Origin of the sequence: Actinoplanes hulinensis (genome assembly GCF_019429605.1) — a bacterium.
Classification (GTDB): Bacteria; Actinomycetota; Actinomycetes; order Mycobacteriales; family Micromonosporaceae; genus Actinoplanes; species Actinoplanes campanulatus.
In genome coordinates this window covers 59,466-73,751 of the sequence record NZ_JAHXZI010000012.1, presented here as the reverse complement: position 1 = coordinate 73,751, position 14,286 = coordinate 59,466, and the positions used below count along the sequence as shown (strand labels likewise).

Below are 14,286 nucleotides of genomic sequence, written 5' to 3'. Positions count from 1 at the left end.
TTCAGACAGAGCCAAGCCCCTCAGTTGACCGACCCGGGCTCCGCGATCCACCGCACCGGTTGCCCGGTCACCTCAGCAACCTTCACGAAGTCACGGTCGTAGTGCAGGATCGTCATCCCGTGCGCCTCCGCCGTGGCCGCCAGCAACAGATCGACGGGGCCGGCGGACCGGTGAGCGCCACACCTGGTGAGGAGTTCCTGAACCTCAGCCGCCCGGTCGAAGATCACATCAGGCATGAACACCCAGTTGTACCGATTTCGAATAGTCGACTCGATCTCCTTCCGATGGTCGACCGACCGAGCAGCGAAGAAGATCTCCAATTCTGTCAGTGGGCACACCGCCAAGGTCCCCGCAGCGAACCATGGGCGCCATGCGTCCCGCAGGGCGGACTCGCGGGCGAGCCGAACATATGCACTGGTGTCCACCAGGTACTTCGCTGTCATCGGCGGTAGTTCCGCTTGTCCAGCAGTTCGTCGAAGTCACCGGCCTGACCCATCCGGCCGAGTTCCTCGAGGGCCTCGACCCTCTGGCGGACGGCGACGATCTCGCGAAGCGCCGCGTTGACCGTGTCACCCGCCGTCGTCGTACCCAGAATCTTCGCGGCCTCCATCAAAGCCCGCGCATCGATGTTCATCGGCTCATCCACCACGGCGACCCCCATGAAACCACTTCCCTCCAGATTAGTGCGCTTTGCGCGAGACAACGTGCGCAACGCCTAGGGTAGTCGTACGCATTGATCGACTCAAGCGCGAGCCGCCTGGAAGGATGAGGGGATGCTGGTTGCCTTCTCCGTCACACCCATCGGGACCGGGGACTCCGTCGGCGACGCCGTCGCCGAGGCGGTCCGGGTGGTTCGCGCCTCCGGCCTGCCGAACCGGACCGATGCCATGTTCACCACGATCGAGGGCGAGTGGGACGAGGTGATGGCCGTCGTGAAACAGGCCGTCGACGCCGTCGCGACGGTGGCCCCACGGGTCAGCCTGTCACTGAAGGCGGATGTCCGGCCCGGCGTGACCGGCGCGCTGACCGCCAAGGTGGAGCACATCGAGCGGGTGCTGGCCGAGTGAGGCGCCTGGTGATGTGGGACATCGACTACACCCTGCTGCGCGGCGGCGGGGTGACGACGCGGGCCTGGAGGGCGGCTTTCACCGAGGTGACCGGGGTGGAGTGGCGGGACACGCCGAACTTCGGCGGGCGGACCGACACGGACATCTGCACGGAGGTGTTCGCGTCCCACGGGGTCACCGACTGCACGCCGGAGCGGTTCTTCGCCCGCTACGTCGAGGTGGTCCACGAGATCCGGCACGAGTTCGCCGAGCAGGGCGCGCTGATGCCGGGCGTCCGTGCGGTGCTGGCCCGTCTGGCCGACGACCCGGGGGTGGTGCAGACCCTGGTGACCGGCAACGTCCCGCAGGTCGCCGCGGTGAAGCTCGCCGCCTTCGGGCTGGGTGGCGAGTTCGACGCCGAGGTGGGCGGTTACGGCACCGACCACGCGGTCCGGGCGGTCCTGGTGCGCCGCTGCCTGGAGCGGGCGCGGGCGAAGTACGCCGAGAGCTTCCACCCGGTGGTGATCGGCGACACGGTCCACGACGTGACCGCGGCCCTGGCCAACGGGGCGGTCGCGATCGCCGTGGCGACGGGCCGCACCGCCGCGGCGGAGCTGGCCGCGGCGGGCGCGCACGTGGTGCTGCCGGATCTGGCGGACACCGACGCCGCCGTGGAGGCGCTGGTTACGTCGGGCTGACCGGGTTCGGCAGGGCCCCGCCGAAGCGGCGGTCGCGCTGGGCGTAGAGCTCGCACGCATACCACAGGTGGCGGCGGTCGAAGTCGGGCCAGAGGGTGTCGAGGTAGACCATCTCCGCGTACGCCGACTGCCAGAGCAGGAAGTTGGACGTGCGCTGCTCGCCGGACGGGCGCAGGAACATGTCCACCTCCGGGATCTCCGGGTGGTAGAGGTAGCGCGCGATGGTCTTCTCGTTGACCTTGTCGGCCTTGAGCTTGCCGGCCGCCACGTCCCGGGCGATGGCCGCCGCGGCGTCCGCGATCTCGGCCTGGCCGCCGTAGTTCACACAGAACTGGAGGGTGAGCTTGGTGTTGCCGCGGCTCATCTCCTCGGCGGTCTGCAACTCACTGATGACGCTCTTCCACAGCCGGCCGGCCCGCCCGGACCAGACCACCCGCACGCCCAGATCGACCAGCTGGTCGCGGCGGCGGCGGATGACGTCCCGGTTGAAGCCCATGAGGAAGCGCACCTCCTCGGGCGAGCGCTTCCAGTTCTCGGTGGAGAACGCGTACGCCGAGAGGTAGGGGATGCCGATCTCGATGGCGCCCTCGATGGTGTCGAAGAGCGAGTGTTCCCCCTGCTCGTGGCCCTTGGTCCGGGCGAGCCCGCGGTCCTTGGCCCAGCGGCCGTTGCCGTCCATGACGATCGCCACATGCTTCGGCAACGCGGCTGCGGGCAAGCGGGGTGGCTGGGCGCCGGAGATGTGTGGGGTGGGCGGACGCGGGCTCAAGGGTTCAACTCCCGTCGATCGACAAGCGGGAGCGAGCGCAGCGCCCGCTCCATGTGCCATTGCAGGTGGGCGGCGACCAGGCCGCTGCACTCGCGGCGCACCGCGGCCTCGGCGGCGTCCGCGACGGTCCAGTCGCCGGAGGTGAGTGCGGACATCAGGCCGAGGGTGGCCGGGCTGGGGTGGGCGGCGCCGGGTGGGCGGCAGTCGGGGCAGACCGCGCCGCCGGCCGGGACGGCGAAGGCGGCGTGCTGCCCGGGGGTGCCGCAGACCGCGCACTCGGTGAGAGCGGGGGCCCAGCCGGCGAAGGCCATGGCGCGCAACAGGTAGGCGTCCAGCACCAGACCGCCCAGGTGCTCACCGGTCGCCAGGGCTTTCAGCGCGCCCAGGGTGAGCTGGAAGAGCCGGAGCGCGGGCTCCCGCTCGACCGGGGTGAGCCGCTCGGCGGTCTCGCAGATGGCGCTGGCCGCCGTGTAGCGCGGGTAGTCGGTGAGGAAGCTCTTGCCGAACAGGGTGACCGCCTCGACCTGGCTGACCGAGTGCAGCGAGCTGCCCAGCCCTTCGGGGGAGCCGGCGAGTTGCAGGTCGATGTGGCCGAACGGCTCGAGCCGGGCGCCGAAGCGGGAGTTGATCCGGCGGACCCCGCGGGCGACAGCGCGCAGCCGGCCGTGGCGCCTGGTCAGCAGGGTGACGATCCGGTCGCTCTCGCCCAGTTTCTGCACACGGAGCACCACCGCGTCGTCGCGGTAGAGCTGGCGGCGGTATCCGGCGGGCACCCCGCCATTCTGCCCGGTACCTACGACAGACCCTGACCCGGATCTCAGGGTTGACTCCGGGACGGAACCCGATGGCTTTCCCGGACGGCGCAAATAGGTTCAGCGCATGAGCCGAAGAGTTGCCCTGATCCTCGCCGCCGTCACGGTTGGCGGCACCCTGGCCGGTTGCGACGGCGCGGTGGGCGCGCGGCTGACCTTCGAGGACACCGAGACTGTCAAGATCACCGAGATCGTGCTGTCCGGCCGGCACAGCGACGTCCGGATCACCGGCAGCGAGACCGCGACCGAGACGACGATCCGGCGGATCATCACGGGTGACAGCGATCCCGGCACCACCTACCAGCGCAAGGACGGGGTGCTGACCCTGACCTCCGACTGCGGGCCGGACTGCGGCGTCGACTACGAGATCACCGCGCCCGCGTCGGTCACCGTGCGCGGCGAGCTGACCTCCGGCGACGTGGGCCTGATCGGGGTGGGCCCGGTCGACATCCGCCTCACCTCGGGGGACGTGATGGTGGACCACGGCACCGGCCCGCTGAAGGTCCGGGCGACCTCGGGCGACCTCAACGTGGTGGGCCGCTCCGACGTGACCCTGGAGGCCCAGTCCGGCGACCTCAGCGTGCTGAACGCCGCCGGCCCGGTCACGGTCCGCACCACCTCGGGCGACATCGACGTCCAGCTGGCCGAGGCGTCCTCGGTGACCGCGGCGGCCACCAACGGCGACGTCCAGGTGATGGTCCCGGCCGGCGCCTACCAGGTGCGCACCGGATCGACCTCCGGCGACCAGGAGTCGGTCGGCGTCACCAACGACCCGAAGTCCACGAACGTCTTGGACGTGCACACCCGGAACGGGGACGTGAGCGTCATCGGAGGCTAGGGACGGGCTCGGGGGCGGCCGGTGCCGGGGAGACCGGGACGGGGACCGGCCGGCCGGGCAGCACGGTGACACGGCGCCCGGCGGCCAGGTCCTCCACCCAGCCGACCGCGGCGGTCACCACGCCGAGCAGCAGGAAGACCACGGCCGTACGCCAGCCGATGCCGACCCAGCCCTGGACCGGCAGACCGTGCCGCTCGCCCCACTGGGTCACCGCGACGATCACCGGCACGTGCCAGAGGTAGATCGTCAGCGCCCGCGCGTTCAGCAGGCTCAGCACCCGGTGGCCGCGCACCACCGGCCGGACGCATCCGAGCGCGACCAGGATGAACGCGGCCGACCAGAGCGCGTTGCCGAGCGGGATGTCGTTGAGGTCGTAGCCCCGCGGCCCGGGATGGGTCAGCACCCAGGCGGCGGCCGGCACGGCGAGCCCGGCCGCGATGGCGAGCAGCCGTTTGCGGCCGAGTCGCTCCAGGTGCCCGTCGTGGTGGGCGAAGCCGAGCAGCCAGGCCCCGCCGTACAGGGCCAGGCCGTGCGCCACCGGTGGCACCGTCACCCCGGTCAGGGTGATCGCCAGCAGCGCCAGGAACGGTGTCAGCACGGTCGCCACCGGGAACCTGCGGTAGAGCGGCAGCGCCAGCGGCGACAGCAGCACCATCCAGAGGAAGTCCCGCAGGTACCAGGTGTGGCTCAGCCCCTGCATCCACCAGCCGGTCGCCTCCGGGGTGTCCAGAGGGAACCCCCAGAGCAGGAGCATCGGGTTCACGCTCGACGTGCCGGTGGCCAGCATGGTGGCGATCGCGATCAGGGCGATCGCCCACAGCGAGGGCAGAAGCCGGCGGATCCGCCGCTCCACCGCCCACACCCCGAACCGGTCCAGCGAAGCGGCCATCAGCGAGCCGGCCAGGGCGAACATCACCGACATGGCCGGCAGGACCACGGTGAGCGTGGTCCAGCCGGTCAGGTGATAGACAACCACCCGGACGGTCGCCACAGCGCGCAGCATGTCCAGGTACCGGTTTCGCATGGCCCAAGGTGTTACCCCCGAACCGGCAACCTGTGCAAACTATGGTGAAGTTCACCATAGTTGGAGAATGTCCAAGTTTCGATTAAAAACCTAGCTTACGCAGTTGCTTCGGATCGCGCTGCCACTCCTTGGCGACTCGAACGTGGAGGTCCAGGTAGATCCGCCGGCCGAGCAGGTTCTCGATCTCCGTCCGCGCACGCGAGCCCACCTCCTTGAGCCGCGCGCCCCGGGTCCCGATGACGATCGACTTCTGGCTGTCGCGCTCCACGTAGAGATCCGCGTAGATGCGGGTGAGCTTGCCCTCGACCAGCATCTCCTCGACCATGACCGCGATCGAGTGGGGCAGTTCGTCGCGCACGCCCTCGAGCGCCGACTCCCGGATCAGCTCCGCGATCAGCACCTGCTCCGGCTCGTCGGTCAGCACGTCGTCCGGATAGAGCTGCGGCGACTCCGGCAGGTGCTTGACCAGCACGTCGGTCAGGGTCTCCACCTGATGACCGGAGACCGCGCTCACCGGGACGATCTCCGCGAAGTCGTACAGCTCGGAGACGGCGAGCAGGCGCTGCGCCAGGGTGGCCGGGTCGACCAGGTCGACCTTGGTGACCACCGCGATGACCTTGGCCTTCAGCTCGCTGATCTCCGACGAGATGAAGCGGTCGCCGCGGCCGATCGGCTCGTCCGCCGGGAAGCACACCCCGATCACGTCGGTCTCGCTCCACACCTCGCGGACCAGGTCGTTCAGCCGCTCGCCGAGCAGGGTCCGGGGGCGGTGCAGGCCCGGGGTGTCGACCAGGACGAGCTGCGCGTCCGGCCGGTGCAGGATGCCGCGGATGACGTGCCGGGTCGTCTGCGGCTTGTTCGAGGTGATCGCGATCTTCTGACCCACGATCGCGTTCGTCAGCGTCGACTTGCCCGCGTTCGGCCGCCCGACGAAACAGGCGAAACCGGCACGGTACACCCCATCATCACGCTTCGCGGCACTCGCGGCCTTGTGCCGGTGCTTCTTCGGCGAAACCCCTTTTCCGGTACGGGGTGAGCTGTCGGCAGAAGCACCACCCCGCCCCTGGGAGCTCGTGGGAAGCCCGGCCTTACCCGTAGGTTTTCCATCACTTCCACCACGACGGGGCGCGTTCGGCGTACCCGATGCGGTGGAAGCCCGGCCCGCGCCGGAGCCGCCGCGTGACCGCCCGCCCTGCTCCGCGCCCTGCTCCGCGGCCCGGCGGGCCACCCGCCGCTCCTGACGCCGCAGCTCGTTGCGCTCCCCCGCGGTGAGACGGCGCTCGTCCGCCGCCTTCTTCGGGGCCTGAGCGTGCTGCTCGGCGGACGCCTTCTTCGGGGCCTGACCACGCAGCGCGGCAGGCGTCTTCTTGGGAGCCTGACCGCGCTTCTTCTCCGGCTGGTCCGCCATCACTGGACCGTGCCGAACAGCGTGCCGCTCGGGCCCGCCAGGTGAATCGGCGCGCCGGCGGCCAGGTCACGCACCGCGGCGTGGCCCGCGCCCTCCAGCTCGGTGGACTCGGTCACCACGGCGGCCGCCTCCAGCCGGGTCGCCCCGGACGCGGCCGCCTGCGCGACCGCCAACTGCAACGCCGTCACCGACAGGTGGGGCAGCGCGACGGTCGCCGCGGCGTAGGTGCGGCCGTCCTGGTCACGCACCGCCGCGCCCTCGGACGCGCCCACCCGGGCACGGGAGCTGCGCGCGAGGGTCACCAGTTTGGCGTCCTCGGCACTCAGCGGAATGTCGCCGGCGCCCGGAACGGCGACGGCGGCGAAGGTCTGGTCAGGCATCGGCGGGTTGTCTTTCCTCGTTCTCGGCAACGTTCTCATCGTCCTGCTCGGCGGCGGGTTCCGGCCGCACCCGGCGCACCAGCACCGAGTCGATCCGGTTACGCCGCCCGATGGCGCCCTCGGCGGTCAGGTGCAGGCCCCCGACCTCCGCCTCGGCACCCGGAATGGGCACCCGGCCCAGCGTCTGCCCCAGCAGGCCGCCGACCGTCTCCACCTCGTCGGCGGGCAGTTCCACGCCGTACACCTCGCCCAGGTCCTCGATCGGCAGCCGCGCGGCCACCCGCACCGCCCCGTCCTCCAGGTACTCGATGGGTGGGCGCTCGACGTCGTACTCGTCGGTGATCTCGCCGACGATCTCCTCGAGGATGTCCTCGATCGTCACGAGGCCGGCGGTGCCGCCGTACTCGTCCACCACGATCACCAGGTGGTTGCGGGCCGCCTGCATCTCGGAGAGCAGGTCGTCGACCGGTTTCGACTCGGGCACGAAGTTGGCCGCGCGCATCGCCTCGGCCACCGCCTGGGCGGTCGCGTCGGGATTGCCGTTCTGGGTGAGCCGGATGACGTCCTTGAGGTAGAGCACGCCCAGCACGTCGTCGACGCTCTCACCGATGACCGGGATCCGTGAGAAACCCGACCGCAGGAAGAGGAAGAGCGCCTGCTGCAACGTCTTGGACGCCTCGATCCACACCATCTCGGTCCGCGGCACCATCACCTCGCGGGCGATCGTGTCACCGAGGGTGAACACCGAGTGGATCATCTCGCGTTCGCCGTGCTCCACCACACCGCGCTGCTCGGCCAGGTCGACCAGCTCCCGCAGCTCCACCTGGCTGCCGAACGGCCCCTCCGGGAACCCCTTGCCGGGTGTCACCGCGTTACCGATCAGGATCAGCAGCTGGGCCAGCGGGTTGAGCACCCGGCCGAGCCAGCGCACCAGCGGGGCGGTCGCCCGGCCCACCGCGTACGCGTGCTGGCGCCCCAGGGTGCGCGGGGCCACCCCCACCACCACGAAGCTGACCAGTGTCATGGCGCCCGCCGAGACCAGCGCCGCCCGCCAGCCGACACCCCAGGTGTCCACCGCGACCAGGGCCACCAGCGTGGTGGCGGTCAGTTCGCAGAGCAACCGCAGCAGGAGCAGCAGGTTCACGTAGCGCACCACGTCGGAGGCCACCGCGGTCAGCGCGCCCGCACCGCGGCGGCCCTCCCGGGCCAGCTCGGTGGCGCGCGCGTGCGAGACGGTGGCCAGCGCGGCGTCGGTCATCGAGGCCAGGCCGGCGAGCAGCACCAGAGCGACCGCGAGGAGGATCAGTTGCAGGTCCGGAAGCCCGGCCGACGCGGGGTCCATGATCAGCCGGCTTTACGCCCGGCGCGCCAGCTCTGCAGCAGCTTGTTCTGCAGGGCGAACATCTCGCGCTCCTCCTCCGGCTCGGCGTGGTCGTAGCCGAGCAGGTGCAGGGCGCCGTGCACGGTGAGCAGGTGCAGCTCGTCGGCGGCGGCGTGCCCGGCCGCGGCGGCCTGCTTGGCGGCCACCTCCGGGGAGAGCACGATGTCGCCGAGCAGGGCCGGCTCACCGGTGCCGGACTCGCCGGGGCCGTGGTCGACACTGCCCTCGTCCATCGGGAACGCGAGCACGTCGGTCGGGCCGTCGCTGCCCATCCACCGGTGGTTCAGCTCAGCCATGTACTCGATGTCGACGAGCAGGATCGACAGCTCGGCGAGCGGGTTGACCCCCATCTCGTCCAGGGCGTGCCGGGCAACCGCGAGGATCGCGTCGGTGTCGACCTCGACTCCCGACTCGTTGGCGATCTCGATGGACATAGTGGTGCGATTACCCCTTGCGAATCAGCGCCGGCGGCCCGGTGCCCGGCCACCGCTGGCGGCCCGGCCCGGCACGGCGTGGACGGATTGTGCCGACTGTTGTTCCTGGACGGCGTCGTAGCGCGCGTACGCGTCGACGATCTCGGCGACCAGCCGGTGCCGCACCACGTCGGAGCTGGACAGCTCCGCGAAGTGCACGTCCTCCACGTCGCGCAGGATCTCCCGCACGATCTTGAGGCCACTGGTCGTCCCGCCGGGCAGGTCGATCTGGGTGACGTCACCGGTCACCACGATCTTCGCCCCGAACCCGAGCCGGGTCAGGAACATCTTCATCTGCTCGGGCGTGGTGTTCTGCGCCTCGTCCAGGATGATGAACGCGTCGTTCAGCGTGCGGCCACGCATGTACGCCAGCGGCGCGACCTCGATCGTCCCGGCGGCCATCAGGCGCGGGATGGACTCCGGGTCGAGCATGTCGTGCAGCGCGTCGTAGAGCGGCCGCAGATACGGGTCGATCTTCTCGGTCAGCGTGCCGGGCAGGAAGCCGAGCCGCTCCCCCGCCTCTACCGCCGGCCGGGTCAGGATGATCCGGTTGATCTGCTTGGCCTGGAGGGCCTGCACCGCCTTCGCCATGGCCAGGTACGTCTTACCGGTGCCGGCGGGGCCGATGCCGAAGACGATGGTGTTCTGGTCGATGGCGTCGACATATTTCTTCTGGCCCAGCGTCTTGGGCCGGATGGTGCGCCCGCGGCGGGACAGGATGTTGAGGGTGAGCACCTCGGCGGGGCGCTCGGAGGTGTTCTCCTCGAGCATCCGCAGGGTGCGGCGGACGGCGTCGACGCTGAGCGTCTCGCCCTTCTCGATCAACTCGATCAGCTCGGAGAAGAGGCGCTCGGCCGTCGCGTTCTCCGCCGGATCGCCGGTGATGGTGATCTCGTTGCCACGGACGTGCACGTCACTGTCGAGGTTGCGCTCGATGAGCCGGAGGATCTCGTCCTTGGCGCCGAGCAGGTTCACCATGATCTTCGGATCGCTCACCGAGATCTTGGTCTGCGCCCGCACCGGGCTGGTCGAGCCAGTGCTGGATTCGTTCGGCGTACCGGTCATAGGGTGGCCCGAAGGGCCTCCGCCACCTGCTCTCTTCTACTTCGCCACCGCGGGTCGGGCGGCTCGCTCAAGGATCGTGCCATCCTATCCGCTCGGCCGCCCGCCCGCCGATGCCATTATCGCCGGTTAGTGGTTTCCGGCCCGTCGCTCGCCGGGCCCCCGTCGAAGCCCTCCTGAAGACGGGTCAACCGGTAGGTCGCCCAGTGCATCCGGACCACCGCCCCGCTGTCGTCGCGGGTGAGCCGCAACAGCTCGCCGGCCTCCCGCCCGGAGACGGTACGCAGCACGTCAGGCCGGTCCGGCAGCGGCTCGAAGATCGCCGGCGGGCGCCCGGCCGGCGCCTCGGCGGCCCGCGCCTGGAGCCGGCCGTCGTGCCAGGCGAAGACGAACTCCATGCCCTCGCTCCACCAGCGGCCGAGCACCGGCCGGTACGCGGGCGGCGCGGGCGGCGCGGCCCGCCACGGCCGGATCTCCGCCGGGTCCAGCTCGGCGGCGAGCCGCAACAGCTCGTGGACCAGCTCGTTGGTCTGCCCGGCGGTGCCGGAGGAGCCGAGCACCGCACAGCCGAGCGCGCCCGGGTTGCCGTCGCCGCCCCGCCGGCCGTAGACGCCGGCCAGGAAACCGGGCATGGCGCCGTCGTGGCCCACGTGCATGACCCGCTTGCCCTCCGGTACCAGGATCAGGCCGAGCCCGAACCCGGCCGCCCAGAGGCTCTCGTCGGTGGTGGTGAGCGGCCAGCGCATCTCGTCGACGGTGCCTGCGGCGAGCACCCTGCCGTCCGGGTCGGCGATCTCCGGGCTGGCCAGGAAGGCGGCCCACTTCGCCATGTCGGCCGCGGTGCTCCAGAGCTGGGCGGCCGGGGCCACGCCCCCGACGTCGACCGGCGGCTCCGGGCGGGCCGCGTCGGAGTACGCGTCGACCAGGTAGCCGACGGCCGCTTCCGGCGGCCGGCCGGCCGTGGTGTGCTCCAGGCCGAGCGGGGTGAGGACGCGCTCGGTGAGGACCTCCGCCCAGGTGCCGCCGCGCAGGCCGGCGACCATCTGGCCGAGCACCGCGAGACCGAGGTTGGAGTAGTGGAACCGCCGGGCGTTGGGCAGGACCCGCTCGGCCCGGTCCAGTTCGGCGAGCATCCGGCCGGCGTCCGGGGCGATCAGGGTGTCCCAGATGTCGCCGTACGGCTCCCGCTGGAACCCGGCGGTGTGCGAGAGCAGCCGGCGGACCGTGGCGTCGCCGTGCGCCGGCACGTCGAGGTACTTGCCGATCGGCGCGTCCAGGTCGACCAGGCCCTCGTCCCGGGCCTGCATGACCAGCACCGCCGTGAAGGTCTTGGTGACCGACCCGATCCGGAAGCGGGTGCCCGGCCCGAGGGGGTGGTCCGGGTTGCCGGAGTCGCCGACGGTGAAGACCCACGGCTCCCGGTCGGCGCGGTGCAGCGCCACCGAGAGCGCGGGTATCCGGCCGTCGGCCTGGGCCCGGCGGGCGGCGCGCTCGTAGCGAGGGGTGGGCGCGCTCATCGGCCGGCCAGCATCGGTCCGAGCGGGGCGCCGCCGACGACGTGCGCGTGCACGTGATGGACCTCCTGACCGCCGTGCTCCCCGGTGTTGAAGATGACCCGGAAGCCGTCGGTCAGGCCCTCCAGTTCGGCGACCTTGGCGGCGGTGGCCAGCACGTCGGCGGCCGCGGCCGGATCGGCGGCCAGCTCGATCACGTTCGCGTGGTGGGCGACCGGGATGACCAGGACGTGGCTGGGCGCTTTCGGGTCGATGTCACGGAAGGCGAGGGTGGTCTCGGTCCGGTGCACGACGGTGGCGGGGATCTCGCCGCCCAGGATGCGGCAGAACAGACAGGTGTTTTCCACCTCATGGATCTTATGGCCGGGGGTGTGCTCAGATGGGCGCCGGAACCTCCGACACACTCCTGGGAGCGCTCTCATGACCGATCTCGACGACCTTCTCGACCGGCTCACGCTGGAGGAGAAGGTGTCCCTGCTGACCGGACAGGACTTCTGGTCGCTGCCGGCGGTGCCCCACATCGGACTGCGGTCACTGGTCATGTCGGACGGCCCGGTCGGTGTCCGGGGCACCGGCTACACCCCCGAGGACCCGTCCGTGGCCCTGCCCAGCCCCACCGCGCTCGCCGCCACCTGGGACACCACGGTCGCCGAACGGGCCGGCCGGCTGCTCGGCCAGGAGGCCCGGCGCAAGGGCGTGCACGTGCTGCTCGGCCCGACCGTCAACATGCACCGCACCCCGCTGAACGGCCGCCACTTCGAGTGCTACTCGGAGGACCCGCTGCTCACCGGGGAGATCGCGGCCGGGTTCGTGGCCGGGGTGCAGGCGCACTCGGTCGGCACCACGGTCAAGCACCTGGTCGGCAACGACTTCGAGACCGACCGGATGACGGTGGACGTCCAGATCCCGGAACGGGCGCTGCGGGAGATCTACCTGGCCCCGTTCGAGCGGGTGGCGGCGGCCGGCGGGTGGGGCGTGATGAGCGCGTACAACGGGGTCAACGGCACGCCGATGGCCGCGAACGGGCGCCTCCAGGACGAGATCCTCAAACGGGAGTGGGGCTTCGACGGCGTGGTCGTCTCCGACTGGCGGGCCGCCCGGGACACCGTGGCGGCCGCGCTCGGCGGGCTCGACATCGCGATGCCGGCCATGGACAACCCGTGGGGTCCGGCGCTGGTCGAGGCGGTCCGCTCCGGAGCCGTGCCGGAGGAGGTCATCGACGACAAGGTGCGCCGGGTGCTGCGGCTCGCCGCCCGTACCGGGGCCCTGGACGGGCACGCTCTTCCCGCGCCGCCGCCGGAGGAGGACGGCGACGCGGTGGCGCACGAGGTGGCGGTCCGGTCGTTCGTCCTCGCCCGCAACGAACACGCCACCCTGCCGCTGCGGGCCGCCGACCTCACCCGGGTCGCGGTGATCGGCGCGCTGGCCACCGACGCGCGGGTGCTCGGCGGCGGCAGCGCCCAGGTCACCCCGCGGCACGTGATCTCCCCGCTGGACGGGTTGCGCGCGGCGCTGCCCGGGGTCGACGTGGCCCACGCGGTCGGCGCCGACCCGCGCCCGTTCCTGCCGCCCGCGCAGGGCCCTGACTGGGCGCCGTTCACCTTCTCCGCCGAGGGGCACGACTTCGGAGTGGAGACGGCCACCATCCGCTGGCTCGGCGACCCGCCCGGCGGGCTGCCGGTGGCCGCGATCACCACCCTCGAACTGCGTACCGAGATCACCCCGGCGGTCGGCGGCGAACACGTCCTGGCGGTCTCCGGGTTCGGCGCGTTCCAGCTGGTCGTCGGCGGCGAGACGCGCTACCAGGGCTCGCTGCACCCGCCCGGCACCGGCCGCGCCGACCTGCTGCTGCACCCGCGCGAGCAGCGGTTCACCGTGAAGCTGGAGGCCGGCGTACCGGTTCCGGTGCTGCTGCGGCAGACCTTCGAACCGGGCATGGCCCACTCGGTCTCCACCACGCTCGGCCACCGGGCGCCCGGTCCGGACGACGACGGCCTGATCGCCGAGGCGGTCGAGCTGGCCGCCCGCTCGGACGTGGCGGTCGTCGTGGTCGGCACCACCGAGCAGGTCGAGTCGGAGGGCTTCGACCGCGTCTCGCTGGCCCTGCCCGGCCGCCAGGACGAGCTGGTGTCCCGGGTGGCCGCGGCCAACCCGCGCACGATCGTGGTGGTGAACGCCGGCTCGCCGGTGCTGCTGCCCTGGTCCGGGGAGGCGGCCGCGGTGCTGCTCACCTGGTTCCCCGGACAGGAGGCCGGTGCCGCGCTGGCCGACGTGCTGCTCGGCGTCGCGGAGCCGGGCGGCCGCCTGCCCACCACCTGGCCGCGCCGGGAGGAGGACTGCCCGGTCCTGGAGGTGCGTCCTACGGACGGCACGCTCGCCTACGGCGAGGACATCCGGATCGGCTACCGCGGCTGGTCGGCCCGCCCCCTCTTCGCGTTCGGTTCCGGTCAGGGCTACACCACCTGGGCGTACGGGGAGATCACGCTCGACGCCACGCGGGCGCGGGTGACGCTCACCAACACCGGCGACCGCCCCGGCCGAGAGGTCGTGCAGGTGTACCTGTCGGCGAACCAGCCGGGCCCGGTGGCCCGCCCGGAGCGGTGGCTCGCCGGTTTCGCCACCGCCACGGCCACCCCCGGAGAGACGGTGACCGTGACGATCCCGCTGCCCGAGCGCGCCTTCCAGGTGTGGGACGGCGGCTGGCGCACGGTGCCCGGCGACTACACGGTGACCGCCGCACACGCCCTCGACGCCCCCCGCCTGACCACCACCCTCACCCTCACCCAACCCCTCCAGCCGGCGCCCACAGCTGCCTCACGCCCGCCGAAACAGCCCTGACAACCAGCCGGAATTCTTCAGCTGGCTGCCAGAGCTGTCTCAC

The 14,286-nt window shown here is 71.6% G+C and carries 16 protein-coding genes; 4 read left to right on the top strand and 12 right to left on the bottom strand.

Annotated features, from left to right (window positions below):
* Positions 1–20: 20 nt before the first annotated feature.
* Together KZ829_RS22915 and KZ829_RS22910 are read right to left on the bottom strand one after the other, a co-directional pair.
* Positions 21–425: a PIN domain nuclease gene (locus tag KZ829_RS22915; protein WP_220145985.1), complete on the bottom strand. Its 405-nt coding sequence runs from the start codon at positions 423–425 to the stop codon at positions 21–23.
* Positions 426–439: 14 nt separating this feature from the next.
* On the bottom strand, positions 440–661 hold the full coding sequence (locus KZ829_RS22910) for a DUF2191 domain-containing protein (protein WP_188121444.1): 222 nt from the start codon (positions 659–661) through the stop codon (positions 440–442).
* Between the two features lie 112 nt (positions 662–773).
* On the opposite strand from KZ829_RS22910, the gene KZ829_RS22905 reads away from it, so the two are divergent.
* Together KZ829_RS22905 and KZ829_RS22900 are read left to right on the top strand one after the other, a co-directional pair.
* The gene (locus tag KZ829_RS22905) at positions 774–1,067 is read left to right on the top strand and encodes an MTH1187 family thiamine-binding protein (RefSeq protein WP_183226215.1); all 294 of its coding nucleotides are present in this window, start codon (positions 774–776) and stop codon (positions 1,065–1,067) included.
* Positions 1,064–1,744 (top strand): HAD family hydrolase, encoded by a 681-nt coding sequence (locus KZ829_RS22900; protein WP_308285627.1) that lies wholly within the window; start codon positions 1,064–1,066, stop codon positions 1,742–1,744. Before KZ829_RS22905 ends, KZ829_RS22900 begins: the two co-directional genes overlap by 4 nt.
* Here the strand turns inward: KZ829_RS22900 and KZ829_RS22895 are convergent.
* Both KZ829_RS22895 and recO read right to left on the bottom strand, forming a co-directional pair.
* Positions 1,731–2,513 (bottom strand): isoprenyl transferase, encoded by a 783-nt coding sequence (locus KZ829_RS22895; protein WP_220145984.1) that lies wholly within the window; start codon positions 2,511–2,513, stop codon positions 1,731–1,733. The genes KZ829_RS22900 and KZ829_RS22895 overlap by 14 nt on opposite strands.
* Positions 2,510–3,286, bottom strand: coding sequence for a DNA repair protein RecO (recO, locus tag KZ829_RS22890; RefSeq protein WP_220145983.1), 777 nt, complete (start codon positions 3,284–3,286; stop codon positions 2,510–2,512). Before recO ends, KZ829_RS22895 begins: the two co-directional genes overlap by 4 nt.
* Before the next feature lie 106 nt (positions 3,287–3,392).
* Here recO and KZ829_RS22885 point away from each other — a divergent pair, with 106 nt between their 5' ends.
* A complete protein-coding gene (locus KZ829_RS22885) occupies positions 3,393–4,163 on the top strand; it encodes a DUF4097 family beta strand repeat-containing protein (protein WP_220145982.1) in 771 nt (256 codons plus the stop codon).
* Here the strand turns inward: KZ829_RS22885 and KZ829_RS22880 are convergent.
* The 8 genes from KZ829_RS22880 to KZ829_RS22845 form a co-directional block, all read right to left on the bottom strand.
* Positions 4,150–5,187: an acyltransferase family protein gene (locus tag KZ829_RS22880; protein ID WP_220145981.1), complete on the bottom strand. Its 1,038-nt coding sequence runs from the start codon at positions 5,185–5,187 to the stop codon at positions 4,150–4,152. The genes KZ829_RS22885 and KZ829_RS22880 overlap by 14 nt on opposite strands.
* A gap of 82 nt (positions 5,188–5,269) precedes the next feature.
* On the bottom strand, positions 5,270–6,145 hold the full coding sequence (gene era, locus KZ829_RS22875; protein ID WP_220146171.1) for a GTPase Era: 876 nt from the start codon (positions 6,143–6,145) through the stop codon (positions 5,270–5,272).
* A 449-nt stretch (positions 6,146–6,594) separates the two neighbouring features.
* Complete coding sequence (locus tag KZ829_RS22870) at positions 6,595–6,975, bottom strand: cytidine deaminase-like protein (protein WP_220145980.1); 381 nt, start codon at positions 6,973–6,975, stop codon at positions 6,595–6,597.
* Entirely contained in the window at positions 6,968–8,317 is a 1,350-nt protein-coding gene (locus KZ829_RS22865; protein ID WP_220145979.1) for a hemolysin family protein, read from the bottom strand. The genes KZ829_RS22870 and KZ829_RS22865 overlap by 8 nt, the downstream gene beginning before the upstream one ends.
* Before the next feature lie 2 nt (positions 8,318–8,319).
* On the bottom strand, positions 8,320–8,790 hold the full coding sequence (gene ybeY, locus KZ829_RS22860) for an rRNA maturation RNase YbeY (protein ID WP_183226208.1): 471 nt from the start codon (positions 8,788–8,790) through the stop codon (positions 8,320–8,322).
* Between the two features lie 24 nt (positions 8,791–8,814).
* Positions 8,815–9,894, bottom strand: coding sequence for a PhoH family protein (locus tag KZ829_RS22855; protein WP_220145978.1), 1,080 nt, complete (start codon positions 9,892–9,894; stop codon positions 8,815–8,817).
* Positions 9,895–10,010: 116 nt separating this feature from the next.
* Positions 10,011–11,408 (bottom strand): serine hydrolase domain-containing protein, encoded by a 1,398-nt coding sequence (locus KZ829_RS22850; RefSeq protein ID WP_220145977.1) that lies wholly within the window; start codon positions 11,406–11,408, stop codon positions 10,011–10,013.
* Complete coding sequence (locus tag KZ829_RS22845) at positions 11,405–11,752, bottom strand: HIT domain-containing protein (RefSeq protein WP_308285626.1); 348 nt, start codon at positions 11,750–11,752, stop codon at positions 11,405–11,407. The genes KZ829_RS22850 and KZ829_RS22845 overlap by 4 nt, the downstream gene beginning before the upstream one ends.
* A gap of 73 nt (positions 11,753–11,825) precedes the next feature.
* Between KZ829_RS22845 and KZ829_RS22840 the strand changes: the two genes are divergently transcribed.
* The gene (locus tag KZ829_RS22840) at positions 11,826–14,243 is read left to right on the top strand and encodes a beta-glucosidase (RefSeq protein WP_220145975.1); all 2,418 of its coding nucleotides are present in this window, start codon (positions 11,826–11,828) and stop codon (positions 14,241–14,243) included.
* Positions 14,244–14,286 lie beyond the last annotated feature (43 nt).

Coding starts and splice junctions, on each gene's coding strand:
- KZ829_RS22910 (WP_188121444.1), bottom strand. CDS start 661: ATGGGGGTCGCCGTGGTGGATGAGCCGATGAACATCGATGCGCGGGCT.
- KZ829_RS22905 (WP_183226215.1), top strand. CDS start 774: ATGCTGGTTGCCTTCTCCGTCACACCCATCGGGACCGGGGACTCCGTC.
- KZ829_RS22885 (WP_220145982.1), top strand. CDS start 3,393: ATGAGCCGAAGAGTTGCCCTGATCCTCGCCGCCGTCACGGTTGGCGGC.
- KZ829_RS22880 (WP_220145981.1), bottom strand. CDS start 5,187: ATGCGAAACCGGTACCTGGACATGCTGCGCGCTGTGGCGACCGTCCGG.
- KZ829_RS22870 (WP_220145980.1), bottom strand. CDS start 6,975: ATGCCTGACCAGACCTTCGCCGCCGTCGCCGTTCCGGGCGCCGGCGAC.
- KZ829_RS22865 (WP_220145979.1), bottom strand. CDS start 8,317: ATGGACCCCGCGTCGGCCGGGCTTCCGGACCTGCAACTGATCCTCCTC.
- ybeY (WP_183226208.1), bottom strand. CDS start 8,790: ATGTCCATCGAGATCGCCAACGAGTCGGGAGTCGAGGTCGACACCGAC.
- KZ829_RS22855 (WP_220145978.1), bottom strand. CDS start 9,894: ATGACCGGTACGCCGAACGAATCCAGCACTGGCTCGACCAGCCCGGTG.
- KZ829_RS22850 (WP_220145977.1), bottom strand. CDS start 11,408: ATGAGCGCGCCCACCCCTCGCTACGAGCGCGCCGCCCGCCGGGCCCAG.
- KZ829_RS22840 (WP_220145975.1), top strand. CDS start 11,826: ATGACCGATCTCGACGACCTTCTCGACCGGCTCACGCTGGAGGAGAAG.